This window comes from Pseudonocardia adelaidensis (assembly GCF_039543345.1).
In the GTDB taxonomy this organism is placed as follows: Bacteria; Actinomycetota; Actinomycetes; order Mycobacteriales; family Pseudonocardiaceae; genus Pseudonocardia; species Pseudonocardia adelaidensis.
This window is the reverse complement of the sequence record NZ_BAABJO010000018.1, coordinates 40,997-53,465: the sequence shown is the minus strand read 5'-3', so window position 1 is coordinate 53,465 and position 12,469 is coordinate 40,997. Positions and strand designations below refer to the sequence as shown.

12 protein-coding genes are annotated in these 12,469 nt (G+C 73.4%); 3 read left to right on the top strand and 9 right to left on the bottom strand.

Features of this window, described 5'->3' with window-relative positions; all coding sequences use genetic code 11:
• Positions 1-4: 4 nt before the first annotated feature.
• The 8 genes from ABEA81_RS23250 to ABEA81_RS23215 all read right to left on the bottom strand — a co-directional run bounded on the left by ABEA81_RS23250 (position 5) and on the right by ABEA81_RS23215 (position 8,768).
• Complete coding sequence (locus ABEA81_RS23250; RefSeq protein WP_345607417.1) at positions 5-817, bottom strand: SDR family NAD(P)-dependent oxidoreductase; 813 nt, start codon at positions 815-817, stop codon at positions 5-7.
• Between the two features lie 29 nt (positions 818-846).
• Entirely contained in the window at positions 847-2,157 is a 1,311-nt protein-coding gene (locus ABEA81_RS23245) for an MFS transporter (protein WP_345607416.1), read from the bottom strand.
• A 45-nt stretch (positions 2,158-2,202) separates the two neighbouring features.
• The gene (locus ABEA81_RS23240) at positions 2,203-3,234 is read right to left on the bottom strand and encodes a zinc-dependent alcohol dehydrogenase (protein WP_345607415.1); all 1,032 of its coding nucleotides are present in this window, start codon (positions 3,232-3,234) and stop codon (positions 2,203-2,205) included.
• A 1-nt stretch (position 3,235) separates the two neighbouring features.
• Entirely contained in the window at positions 3,236-4,699 is a 1,464-nt protein-coding gene (locus tag ABEA81_RS23235) for an FAD-binding oxidoreductase (protein WP_345607414.1), read from the bottom strand.
• Positions 4,696-6,213: a xylulokinase gene (locus tag ABEA81_RS23230; protein WP_345607413.1), complete on the bottom strand. Its 1,518-nt coding sequence runs from the start codon at positions 6,211-6,213 to the stop codon at positions 4,696-4,698. Before ABEA81_RS23230 ends, ABEA81_RS23235 begins: the two co-directional genes overlap by 4 nt.
• Positions 6,210-6,887, bottom strand: a complete 678-nt coding sequence (locus tag ABEA81_RS23225) for a GntR family transcriptional regulator (protein WP_345607412.1) — start codon at positions 6,885-6,887, stop codon at positions 6,210-6,212. The genes ABEA81_RS23230 and ABEA81_RS23225 overlap by 4 nt, the downstream gene beginning before the upstream one ends.
• Before the next feature lie 132 nt (positions 6,888-7,019).
• Positions 7,020-7,823: a 2-keto-4-pentenoate hydratase gene (locus ABEA81_RS23220; protein ID WP_345607411.1), complete on the bottom strand. Its 804-nt coding sequence runs from the start codon at positions 7,821-7,823 to the stop codon at positions 7,020-7,022.
• A 9-nt stretch (positions 7,824-7,832) separates the two neighbouring features.
• A complete protein-coding gene (locus tag ABEA81_RS23215; RefSeq protein WP_345607410.1) occupies positions 7,833-8,768 on the bottom strand; it encodes a LysR family transcriptional regulator in 936 nt (311 codons plus the stop codon).
• Between the two features lie 88 nt (positions 8,769-8,856).
• Between ABEA81_RS23215 and ABEA81_RS23210 the strand changes: the two genes are divergently transcribed.
• From ABEA81_RS23210 to ABEA81_RS23200, 3 genes are read left to right on the top strand one after another with little or no spacing between them, the layout of a single operon-like run.
• On the top strand, positions 8,857-9,720 hold the full coding sequence (locus tag ABEA81_RS23210; protein ID WP_345607409.1) for an HTD2 family dehydratase: 864 nt from the start codon (positions 8,857-8,859) through the stop codon (positions 9,718-9,720).
• Complete coding sequence (locus ABEA81_RS23205) at positions 9,717-10,895, top strand: CaiB/BaiF CoA transferase family protein (RefSeq protein ID WP_345607408.1); 1,179 nt, start codon at positions 9,717-9,719, stop codon at positions 10,893-10,895. The genes ABEA81_RS23210 and ABEA81_RS23205 overlap by 4 nt, the downstream gene beginning before the upstream one ends.
• A 24-nt stretch (positions 10,896-10,919) precedes the next feature.
• Complete coding sequence (locus ABEA81_RS23200; RefSeq protein WP_345607407.1) at positions 10,920-12,071, top strand: acyl-CoA dehydrogenase family protein; 1,152 nt, start codon at positions 10,920-10,922, stop codon at positions 12,069-12,071.
• A 90-nt stretch (positions 12,072-12,161) separates the two neighbouring features.
• On the opposite strand, the gene ABEA81_RS23195 is transcribed toward ABEA81_RS23200, so the two are convergent.
• Entirely contained in the window at positions 12,162-12,452 is a 291-nt protein-coding gene (locus ABEA81_RS23195; protein WP_345607406.1) for a YciI family protein, read from the bottom strand.
• Positions 12,453-12,469 lie beyond the last annotated feature (17 nt).

Genomic DNA, 12,469 nt, shown 5'->3' with positions numbered 1-12,469 from the left:
ACCTCTACCCTGCGGGGCGGTGCAGGCCCGCGGCGAACGTGGCCACGAGGCCCGTGTCGACGTGGATGGCCTCGCCGCTGATGCCGGCCGCGAGGTCGTCGGCGAGGAACAACGCGGTGTGGGCGATCTCCCGCGGGTCGAGGAAGCGGTGCTGCGGCACGCGGGCGAGCAGCCGTTCGCGCGCCTCGTCGGGGGAGGTGCCGTGGATCCGCGCCAGGTGGGCGACGAACGCGTCGGCGGCCATGGGCGTGTCGACCCACCCCGGGCAGATCGCGTTCGCGGTGATCCCCGCCGTGGCCAGCTCGGCCGCCCACACCTTGGTGAGGTTCACCAGGGCGGCCTTGCTGGCGGAGTAGGCGCTGTAGGTCTCCATCCCGATGGCCGCGGTCATCGAGGCGATGGAGATGATGCGGCCGCGGCCGTGCCGCTTCATGACCGGCACGACGTGCTTGGTGCACAGCTGCGCCCCGGTCAGGTTGACGTCGAGGACCCGGCGCCAGCTCTCCAGGTCCGTCTCCTCGACCGGCGCCTTGTACATGATCCCGGCGTTGTTCACCAGCACGTCGATCCCCATGCCCGACGCGACGACGAGCTGAACCGCCGCGCGCACCGAGGCCTCGTCGGTGACGTCGAGGGGGATCGCCTCGACCCGCGGGCCGATCGGGTCGAGGCGGTCCGGGAGCGCCACCGGTGGGCTGACGTCGCCGGCGAGCACGAGCGCTCCGCGCTCGGCGAACGCCTCGGCGATGGCGTGGCCGAGGCCCCGTCCGGCGCCCGTGACGAGGGCGAGCCGCCCCTTGAGTCCCTGTTCGAGCACGTGATGCCCTCCTGTCGGATGCCCGCGGTTCAGCGGAGCCGGGTGCGCGCCGTCTCGGGCGCGGTGAAGATCGCCACGATCGCCAGGACCGTCGCCGCCATGAGGTAGAAGGCGGGCGACCGGTCGTCGCCGGTCCAGTCGACGATCAGCGCGCAGACGAGGGGAGCGGTGCCGCCGAAGGCAGCGGCCGCGAGGTTGTAGCCGATCGCGACCGCGCTGTAGCGGGTCCGCGTCGGGAACAACTCCACCATCATCGAGAACGGGGCGCTGCCGTAGACCCCGAAGAGCAGCCCGAGGATCACCTGCCCGACGAGCACGCCGAGCAGGTTGCCGCCGCTCATCAGCATGAAGATCGGGTAGGCGAGCAGCAGGTAGCCGATCGCCGCCCCGGCGGCCACCGGGCGCCTCCCGATCCGGTCGGAGAGCGCCCCGGCCGCGGGGAGCACGAGGACCGCGGTCACCAGGGCCACGCTCGCCGCGAGGTACGGGCCGCCGCCGGGCAGGTCGTCGCGCCCGACGAGGTACGTCGGCAGGTAGGTCAGGATGATGTAGAAGGGCATGTTGTGCATCACGGCGAGCGCGAACGTCCGCGCGATGTTCGGGACGTTGCCGCGCACGCTCTCCCGCAGCGGTGCCGACGAGACCTCCCCCGTCTCCTGCAGGTCGCGGAACGCCGGCGTGTCCTCCAGCTTGAGCCGCAGGTAGAGCGCGGCGAGTCCGAGCGGGCCGGCGACGAGGAACGGGATGCGCCACGCCCAGCTGTTGAGGACCTCGGTGCCGAGGCCCGCGACGAGCGCGGTGACGAGCGAGGAGCCGGCGAGGGCGCCGAGGAACGCCGAGATGTTCTGGAAGCTGACGACGAACCCGCGGCGCGCCACGGGCGCGTACTCGGCGAGGAACGCCGTCGACCCCGCGACCTCGCCACCGGCCGAGAAGCCCTGCAACAGCCGCAGTGTGATCAGCAGGATCGGCGCGGCGACGCCGATCACGGCGTAGCCGGGCAGCAACCCGACAGCGAACGTCGACCCGCTGATCAGTAGCACGACGATGGCCAGCGTGTTCCGCCTGCCGATGCGGTCACCCATCGACCCGAAGAACAGCCCGCCGACCGGCCGGATGACGAACGACACGGCGAAGGCCGCGAACGTGGCGAGCATCGCCGTCGTCGGGTTCTCGGAGGGGAAGAAGACGACGGCGATCGAGGCCGAGAGGTAGCCGTACATCGAGTAGTCGAACCACTCGACGGCGTTGCCGACCGAGGCTCCGGCGACGGCGCGCAGCACGTCGCGGACGCTGCGAGGACGTTCGATCGTGGCGCGTGTCGACTCCGTTGAGGACATGCGTCTGCTCCGTTCGGTGGGCGGCGGGGATCGATCAGGGGTCGGTCAGGGGTTGATGCGCAGCAGGATCTTCATCGCGGAGCGGTCCTGGTCGAGCATCCGGTACGCGCCGAGCTCCGCGTCGGCGATGGCGACTTCGTGGGTGATGAGGGAGGCCGCGGGGACGGCGCCCTCGGCGAGCAGCGCGATGGCCTCGTCCACGTGCGCCGAGGTGTAGACGCGCGCCCCGACGAGGATCTGCTCCCGCAGGGTGACCACCTGCAACGGCACCGCGGGCGGCTCGTGGAACAAGCCGCCGACGAGGATCGTGCCGCGCACCCGGGTGATCTCGGGCGCCACCGCGATCGCGGACGGGTGCCCGGTGACGTCGAACGTCAGGTCGGCGCCCTCACCGCCGGTCCGCGCGGCCACCACTTCGGCGAGCTCGTCGGGGCGGACGGTGTGGACGCCCAGCCCGGTGAGCAGCGCCCGGCGGGCGTCGTTCGGCTCGGACACGGTCAGGCTGCCCGCGCCGCGATGGGTGGCGACGAGCGCGACGAGCGCGCCGATCGGGCCGCCGCCGAGGACGACGACGTGCTGGCCGGGTTCGAGCGCGGCCCGGTGGACCATGTGCACCGCCACCGCGGTCGGCTCGGTCAGGGCGAACGTCCGCAGGTCCGCGTCGCGGGGTAGCGGGTGCAGCGCACCGGCCGGAACCCGGACCCGGGCCGCGGCCCCGCCGTCGACGTCGACACCGATCAGCCGCAGCCGCCGGCAGACGTGCCGGGCGTCGTGCCGGCAGGCCCAGCACTCGCCGCAGGACAGGAGGGGCTCCACCGCGACCGGGGTGCCCACGGGGAGCCCGCTGCCGCCCGGGTCGGCGATGCGGCCGACGAACTCGTGCCCCAGCACGACCGGGGGGACCACGCGGGTCAGCCCGCCGTGCCAGACCAGGAGGTCGGTCCCGCAGATGCCGGTGTACGCGACGTCGATCACGACGTCGCCCACGCCGGTGCCGCGGCGTTCGGCCCGGAGCAGGTCGGCGTCGTCCGGGAGCGTCGCGATCCGGTCGGGTTCGAGGTAGACGATCGCGTCCAACTCAGACACCCTCCGCCAGGTCGGGCGCGGGGAACCCGAGCTTCCCCGGGTTCATCAGCCCGCGCGGGTCGATGCTGCGGCGGATTCCGGCGAGTACCTCGAAACCCTCGCCGTACTGGTCCCGCATGAACCGGCCGAGCTTGAGGCCGACGCCGTGGTGGTCGTTGAGGACGGCACCGGCGTCGAGGTTGATCGCGGTCAGCGTGTCCCAGATCCGGTCGTGCAGCGCGAGGGCCTCGGCCGGGTCCGCGGGCGGCTCGTCCACGTAGAACCGGTCGTAGATCATCGCCCCCCACGGGTACCAGTGGGAGAAGTGCGCCGTGTAGCGCGCACCGAGGTCGCGCTCGACCGCCTCCTTCTTGCGGCGGTACAGCTCCGGCAGTCGATCGAACGTGCAGCACGCATCGGTGGTGCCGTAGATCATCGGGGGCCTCGGGGCGTTCCCGACGGTGTGCGGGGCCTCGCGGTCCTCCCACCAGGTGCGGGCGGGGTCGGGCCCGAGGTCGGTGCCGCCCGCCGCGCGGACGACCTCCCCGATCGCCTCGCTCTCCAGCTCCACCAGGCGGCGGTCCCCGTCGCAGACCACCATCAGGACGACGCCGTCGACCCCGAGGTCCACGACGCCGCCGAGGTGCGCGGCGCCCGCGGGGTCGTACAGGCGCATCACCGCGGGCCGCCAGCGCGCCACCATCACCTCGCGGGCCGCGCGCAGGCCGTGGTCGACCGTCGGGAACGCGAACGTCAGGAACCGCCGCTCCTCGGGCAGCGGATCCAGGCGCATCGTGGCCTCGGTGATCACCCCGAGCGTGCCCTCGGAACCGATGAGCAACGGGAGCAGCCCGGGCCCCGCCGCGTGATTCGGGGTGGCCGGGGTGCGCACCAGACGTCCGGGCGGGAGCGCGGCCTCCACCGACAGCGCCATGTCCTCGGCCTTGCCGTACTTCGTGGACGCCACCCCGGAACCCCGGGCGGCGAGGTAGCCGCCGAGCGTCGCGCCGCGGTGGGCGCTGCCGGGGTAGTGGGCCAGCGTGAGGCCCTTCTCGTTCACCGCCTCCTCGAGGACGGCGCCGTCGATCCCGGCACCAGCGGTGACGGTGAGGCTGTCGGTGTCGATCGACTCGATCGTGGCGAGCCTGCGCAGGTCGAGGGCGATACCGCCGTAGGGGGCGAACGTCCCGCCCTGGGTCCCCGAACCCCCACCACGGGGAACCACGGGTGCGCCGTGGTCGTAGGCGATCTGCAGCACCCGGGCGACCTGCGCGGCGTTCGCCGGGGCCGCCAGTACGTCGGCCGTGGGCAGCGGGAGGTCGTGGTGCAGGAGGGCCCGCGCGGTCCACGACCAGTCCGCGGCCTGCTCCTGGAGCGCCGTCCGTTCGGTGCTCACGTGGTCGTGCCCGACGACGCGGCCCAACTCGTGGACGAGGGCCCGCTGCCGAAAGGCGCGGCGGCTCTGCTCCGGTGTCACGCGGTTCCCTTCGTAGCCATGTCCGTACTGGTGACGGTTCCGTAGTCGATGCCCGCGAGCTTCGGCACGAGATCGGCGGTGCGTTCGCGGGTCTCGACGTAGAGGGCGAGCAGCTCCTGGTAGCCCTCGTGCCGGCGCAGGTCTGGGTGGTGTTCCGCCGTCGGCGCCAACGATTCGGGCACCGAGGTCAGGTCGGGTAGCAGGCCCGCTCCGGCGCCGGCGAGCAGGGCGGCTCCGGCCGAGGCGTCGGTGAGCGACGGCTGCACGAGCGGGATCCCGAGGACGTCCGCGGCGATCCGGCGCCACACGGCGGTGCGGGCGCCGCCGCCGAGCACGCGGGCCGTGGCGATGGAAATGCCGGCTGCGGCGTAGCGCTGCACGCACTCGGCGAGGGAGAGCGCGACGCCCTCGAGGACGGCGCGGGTGAGGTCGCCGCGGGTCGTCGTCGCGGACGCGCCGGTGAAGCAGGCGCGCACGTTCGGGTCCCACACCGGGCTGCGCTCGCCCAGCAGGTAGGGGTGGAACAGCACGCCGCCGCTACCGGGCCGTGCGAGGTCCGCCTCGGCGAGCAGCTCGTCGAACCCGACCCCGCACACCCGCTGCCACCAGCCCAGCGACGTCGCCGCGGAGTTGGTGGCCTGGCAGTGGTACGCGAGACCCGGCACCGGGTGGCTGTAGGTGAGCCACTGGCGCCCGACCTGCGGCCGGTCGACCATCACGTTCACGTTGCCCGCGGTCGCGATCTTCACCACGGCCGCGCCGGGGTGCACGGCCCCGGCCGCGTAGCCCTCCGCGGCGGTGTCGGACGCCCCGGCCACGACGGGCACGCCGGACGGGATCCCGGTGAGGGCGGATCCGCGCGCGTCGACCACGCCGGTGACGTCGGTCGGCTCGCAGATCTCGGGGAGCTGGTCGGGTCGCAGCCCGGCCAGCGAGAGGAGATCCGGGTCCCACCGCCCTGCGTTCGCGTCGAGCAACAGGCTGCCCTCGGCGTCGATGCGGTCGGTCGCCAGCGATCCGGTGAGCGCGAGCCGCACGACGTCCTTGGCGAACACGAGCGTGCGCAGCGCCGCCCATGTCGCGGGCTCGGTCTCGGCGATCCAGCGCAGCTGCGGCAACGTCCAGGTCGGCGACACCGGGTTCCGGCCGCGCTGCAGGATGAGCTCGCCCGCCTCGCGTTCCAGTGCCGCGGCCTGCGGGGCCGAGCGGCCGTCGGTCAGCAGGATGCACGGCCGCAACGGGCGCAGGTCGTCGCCGAGCAGCACCCCGTGGTGCGTCGCCGAGCTGAGGCCTACCGCGGCGACCTCGCTCGGAGCGACGCCGCCGGACCACAGCCCGTGGCACGCCGTCCCGACCGCCGCCACCCAGTCGTCCGGGTCCTGCTCGGCCGCTCCCGGCGCGGGGTGGGACACCGGATAGTCCGCTGCTGCCGAGCCCGCGACCGCTCCGTCGAGCGTCAGAGCGGTGACCTTGGCCGAGGTCTGGCCGAGGTCGATGCCGAGGAGCACCGTCATCGGCCGGCACCACCGAGGAACGGGGAAGCCGCGTCGAGCAGGCCGTGCAGGCTCTCGCGCATGTGTCCCACGTGCCCACGCACCAGACGCGTGGCGCGGTCCGCGTCGCCTTCCGCGAGGGCGCTCGCGAGCTCGACGTGCTCGTCGCTGCAGTCGCGCAGCCGCTGCCTCCGGGCCTCGTGGTTCAGCCAGAAGCGGTGCAGCCGGGACCGCGTCGTCCTGGCCACCTGGGTGGCCCACTCGTTCCCGGCCAGCTCGTTGACGAGCTCGTGGAACCGGCCGTCGGCCGTCGACCACGCGTCCAGATCGGGCCCGTCGGCGGCCGCGCGCAGCCGCTGTGCGATCGCGGTGAGCTCGGCGGCCGCCGGACCGGCGACCGCGGCCGCCCGGCCGAACAGGTAGGAGTCCACCAGCTCGAGCAGGTCGCACAACCCGTCGACGTCGCCGTGAGTCACGCCGGCGACGACGAAGCTGCCTCGTTCGTCACGGACGACGAAGCGCTCCTCGTTGAGCCGCTGCAGCGCCTCCCGCACCGGTGTCCGGCTCACCCCCAGGTCGGCGGCCACCCGGTTCTCGCTCAGCCGGGCCCCGGGCGGTCGTTCGAGGTCGACGATGCTCGTGCGCAGCACCTCGTAGACCTGGTGCGCGCGCGTGGTGCCCCCGGTCCCGGTCATCGCCGTCCCCTCGATGGGGACGGGGCCGGGGTGGGGACGGTCCTTCCGGCGGAAGCCGGTACTCGCTGCAGCACACCGAGCTGTATACAGGTCTGTGTTCAGCAGAGTCAAGGGCGGCGATCGGGCAGGTGGCTATCCGGTGACGAACACCGTCGCCAGCGAGCCGAGATCGCCGAAGTCGGCTTCGACGGCATCGCCGGGTCGCACCGGCGTGGGGCCGCACAGCGCCCCGCTCAGGACGAGGTCGCCCGCCCGCAGGCCGTCACCGCGCCGGTGCAGGTCGGCGCACAGCCAGGCCACGGCGCGGGCCGGGTCGCCCATGACGTTGCCCGCGTCCCCGTCGACGCGCACGTCCCCGACGTGTCCCGTGACGCGCAGACCGGTCAGGTCGGCGGCGGGGTCGGCCTCGGCGCCGACGATCACCGCCGCGGCGCTCACGTCGTCCGCGAGCAGGGCGCCGACACCGGGCGGGCCGCCCGCCCACCGGCTGTCGACGACCTCGAAGGCGAGCGCCAGGTGCGCGGACGCCGCCCTGACCTGCGCGGCCGTCACATCCGGCCCGTCGAGGTCGCGGACCAGCAGGAACGCGATCTCGACCTCGACCCGCGGCGCCACCAGCCCTGCGCAGTCGAACTCCGGTGCCGCCGCGCCGATCGTCGACGCCGGCAGGTACCCACTGACCGGTTCGTGCGCGGACATCGCCTGCTGAGCCGCGCGCGAGGTGAGCCCCACCTTCCGCCCGCCGACGCGCTCGCCTGCCGCCGTGCGCAGCGCCAGGCCCGCGGCCTGCACCGCGTGACCGGCGGCGATGTCGAGGCCGGGCGCCGAGGGGTGGGAGAGCGGGGTCGCCGTCCGTTGCGCCGCCCACAGGAGCCGTGCGATGTCCTCGTCGCCCGCCGTGCTGTCGATCCGCGCGCTGTTGATCCCCTCGGCCATGGGGCGACCCTAGACGCGACCGGTGGGCCGCGCGGACGGCCACACAGCCGAGCCCACCAGCTCGCGGACCAGCCGGGTGAGCGCCGACGAGACGGCGTCGACCGGTGCGAGCAGCCTGCTGCGGCGCTGCAGCCCGAGCACCACCGAGCGCTCCACGTCCGGCGCGGTCAGCGGGGCGCCGGACAGGCGGCCTGCGGCGACGTCCGCCGCGACGCCTGCGGCCGGGAGCACCGTCCAGCCGTGCCCGGCGAGGACGAGGTTCTTCTGCAGGAGCATCGAGTTGGTCTGGACGACGACCCGCGGCTCCACCGGGACGGCGGAGCGGGCCCGGTCGATGAGCGCGCGCAGCCCGTGCCCGCTCACCGGCAGGACGAGCGGGTGGGCGAGCACGGTGGCCCACGGGACGGGGGAGCCCGCGACGAGCCCGGCGTCGGGTGGCGCCACCGCCCAGAGCTGCTCCCGCAGCAGCGGCACCACCGACAGCGACGGCGTGTCGCTCAGGTTGTAGAGCAGCGAGAGGTCGACCTCGCCGGTGTCGAGCCAGTGTTGGAGGTGGCCGGAGTAGCCGGTGAACAGCCGCAGCTCGATGCCGGGGTGGCGCTCCGCCACGGCGTCGGTGAGCGGCTGGGCGAGGATGTCGAGGACGCTCTCCAGCAGGCCCACGCTCACGATGCCGGTGACCTCGCCGGGTTCGGGCCGCAGCTCCGCCCGTGCCCGCTCCAGCTCGTCGAGGGCGCGGCGTGCGCGCATGATCAGCACCTCGGCGGCGGGCGTCGGGACCATCCCCTGCCGGGTCCGCTCGAACAGCGGGAGCCCGAACTCCTGCTCGAGGAGGCGGATCTGGCGCGTGACCGCGGGCTGCACCACGTGCAACAGTTTCGCCGCCCCGGTGACGCTGCCGACCTCGGCGACCGTGACCAGGGCCGTGAGCTGTCTGAGTTCCACGGTGGTGCGCCTCCTCATGCCGGGGCCGCATCCCCCCATCACGAACCAGTATTTCACCCATGCCGGGATCACCGCGCATGATGGAGCAATGAACCGCGATGTCGCGCAGGTGTCACTGGCCGACGCGCTGGAGGGCTGGCGGCCCGCCCCGGTCGAGATGGCGAGGCGGGCCGACCCGTGGTTCGCGGAGGCCTTCGCGGACCTGCTCGACGCACCGCGGCCCGCGCTGCTGCCCCCGCTCTGGCACTGGTTCGTGCTCCTGGACCATTTCGCGGGCTCGAACACCGGCGCCGACGGCCATCCGGCCGATGCACCGTTCCTGCCGCCGATCCCGGGGCGGCGCCGGATGTTCGCGGGCGGCCGGCTGCGCCAGGACGCGCCGATCCCGCTCGGAGCGGAGCTGTCGAGCCGCGCCACCGTCTCCGACGTCACCGTGAAGACCGGCCGCAGCGGCGAGATGGCATTCGTGACCGTCCGGACCGAGCTGTTCGCCGACGGTGCGCCGGTCGGGGTCGAGGAGCAGGACATCGTCTACCGCTCCGAGCCGGCGGGCACACCCCCGCGCGCGTTGCCACCGCCCGAGACCGATCGCCCCGAGCCCGAGGGGGCGTGGCGGCTGGAGCTCACCACCGATCCGGTGCTGCTCTTCCGGTTCAGCGCCTTGACCTACAACGGGCACCGGATCCACTACGACGAGCCGTACGCCACGGGAGCCGAGGGGTACCCGGGGCTCGTGGTGCACGGCCCGCTGCTCGCACTCCTCGCGCTGGAGCTCCCGCGCCGGCACGCCCCCGAGCGCGCCGTCCGCTCCGTCGAGTACCGGCTGGTCCGGCCCGCGTTCGCCCCGGCGCGGATCGTGGGCGCGGGCAGCGTGCAGGGCTCGGAGGCCGAGGTGGTCGTCGCCGCGCAGGGTGCCGCCCCGTCCCTCACGGCGAGGGTCGGCCTCGCATGACGCCGCCGCTGCAGGGGATCACCGTCGTCAGCCTCGAGCAGGCGGTGGCCGCCCCGTTCGCCACCCGCCAGCTCGCCGACCTCGGCGCGCGGGTCATCAAGATCGAGCGTCCCGACGGCGGCGACTTCGCCCGTGGCTACGACGAGTCGGTGCACGGCAACTCGAGCTACTTCGTGTGGCTCAACCGCTCCAAGGAGTCCCTCACCCTGGACGTGAAGGCCCCCGAGGGCCGGGCCGTCCTCGACGAGCTGCTCGGCCGCGCCGACGTGCTGGTGCAGAACCTCGGCCCGGGCGCAGCGGGGCGGCTCGGCGTCGACGCGGCGAACCTCGCCCGGACGCACCCGCGGGTGATCCCGTGCACGGTGTCCGGGTGGGGCACCGACGGTCCGTGGGCCGGGCGGAAGGCCTACGACCTGCTGGTGCAGGCCGAGACCGGGGTGCTGGCGCTCACCGGAACACCCGAGCACACGGCCAGGGTCGGCATCTCCATCGCCGACATCGCGGCGGGCATGTACGCCTACTCCGGGATCCTCACTGCGCTGCTGCGGCGCGCCACCACCGGCGAGGTCTCCGCGGTGGAGGTGTCGCTGTTCGAGGCGCTCGCCGAGTGGATGGGGTCCCCGGCCAACTACACCGCCTACGGCGGCCGCCAGCCCGCCCGCAGCGGTGCCGATCACGCCACCATCGCGCCGTACGGCCCGGTCGCCACCGCCGACGGCGCCGTCGTGCTCGGGCTGCAGAACGACCGGGAGTGGCGCTCCCTGTGCACCGTCGTGCTCGACGACCCCGACCTCGCCGACGACCCGCGGTTCGTCACCAACTCGGCCCGCGTCGAGCACCGCGGCGAGCTGAACGCGCTGATCGAAGCCAGGCTGGCCGACCTGGACATGGATGCGGCCTCGGCCCTTCTCGACGAGGCGGGCATCGCCAACGCCCGCCTGAACCAGGTGCGCGACTTCCTCGACCACCCGGTGCTCGAGAAGCGCGAGCGCTGGCGGCCGGTCGACGTGCCGGGCGGGACGATCGCCGCGCTGCGCCCGCCGGTCGACATCGCGGGCGTCGACCCGGTGATGGGGCCGGTCCCCGCGCTCGGCGCGCACACCGACGCGATCCTGCGCGAGCTCGGGCGCACCGACGGCGAGATCGCCGCGCTGCGCGACCGGCACGTCGTCTGAGAAGCCCACGAACACGAGGAACCCATGAACACCGAGGAACAGGCCATCGTCGAGGTGGTGCGGGACTTCGTCGACCATGACGTCCGGCCGGTGGTCCGCGAGCTGGAGCACGCCAACACCTACCCCGAGAAGCTCATCGAGCAGATGAAGGGGCTCGGGATCTACGGCCTCGCGGTGCCCGAGCCGTGGGGCGAGGTGGCGGTGTCGATGCCCTGCTACGCGCTGGTCACCGCGGAGCTCGCGCGGGGCTGGATGAGCCTCGCGGGGGCGATGGGCGGGCACACCGTCGTCGCGAAGCTGCTGGTCGCGTTCGGGACGAAGGAGCAGCAGGACCGCTACCTGCCGCGGATGGCCACCGGCGAGATCCGGGCCACGATGGCGCTCACCGAGCCCGGCGGCGGCTCGGACCTGCAGGCGATGACCACGCAGGCCCGTCGCGATGGCGACTCCTACGTCGTCTCCGGCTCGAAGACGTGGATCAGCAACGCGCGCCGCTCACAGCTGATCGCGCTGTTGTGCAAGACCGACCCGGCCGCGGAGCCGAAGCACCGGGGCGTGTCGATCCTGCTGGTGGAGCACGGTCCCGGCCTGACGGTCTCGCAGGATCTGCCCAAGCTCGGCTACAAGGGCGTCGAGGCCTGCGAGCTGGTGTTCGACGACATGCGAGCCCCAACCGACGCGGTGCTGGGCGGGACCGAGGGCCGCGGGTTCGCCCAGATGATGAAGGGGCTCGAGACCGGCCGGATCCAGGTGGCCTCCCGGGCGCTCGGGGTCGCACAGGCGGCGTTCGACGACGCCCTGCGTTACGCGCAGGAGCGGGAGAGCTTCGGCGAGCCGATCTGGCAGCACCAGTCGATCGGCAACTACCTCGCCGACATGGCCACCAAGATCACCGCGGCCCGGCAGCTGATCCTGCACGCCGCCGAGCGGTTCGACGCGGGCGAGCGCAGCGACATGGAGGCCGGCATGGCGAAGCTGTTCGCCTCCGAGATCGCGATGGAGGTCGCGCTGAACGCCGTGCGCATCCACGGCGGGTACGGCTACTCCACCGAGTACGACGTCGAGCGTTACTTCCGCGACGCCCCGTTGATGATCGTCGGAGAGGGCACCAACGAGATCCAGCGCAACGTCATCGCTGCCCAGCTGGTCAAGCGCGGGGGCCTGGGGAAGGCGTGACGGGCACGGCCGGCAGGCGCGCTTCTGGTCGGACGAGCGGCACCGTCGTCCGAACCTGTGGGACGAGGGTGCCGCTCGTGCAATGCGCGGTTACGTGAACTGTCCGGCCAGCGGCCCGAGCGGCGGGGCCCACTCCCGGATCTGCGCGTCGGCGACCACGCCCGCCTTCGTGTACGGGTCCTCGTCCACGATCGCCTGCACGGCGGCCTTGTCCTCGGCGCGGAAGATCAGCAGGCCGCCGGGTGCCTCGCCGGGGACCCAGGCACCCGCGACGAGCAGGGTGTCGAGTCCTCGCAGGTAGTCGCGGTGTGTGGGGCGGGTGGCCTCCCGGAGGTCGGTGTCGTCGGTGTAGGTGTAGATCACGGCGAAGGTCGAGGACATGGCGTCGATACTTCCAT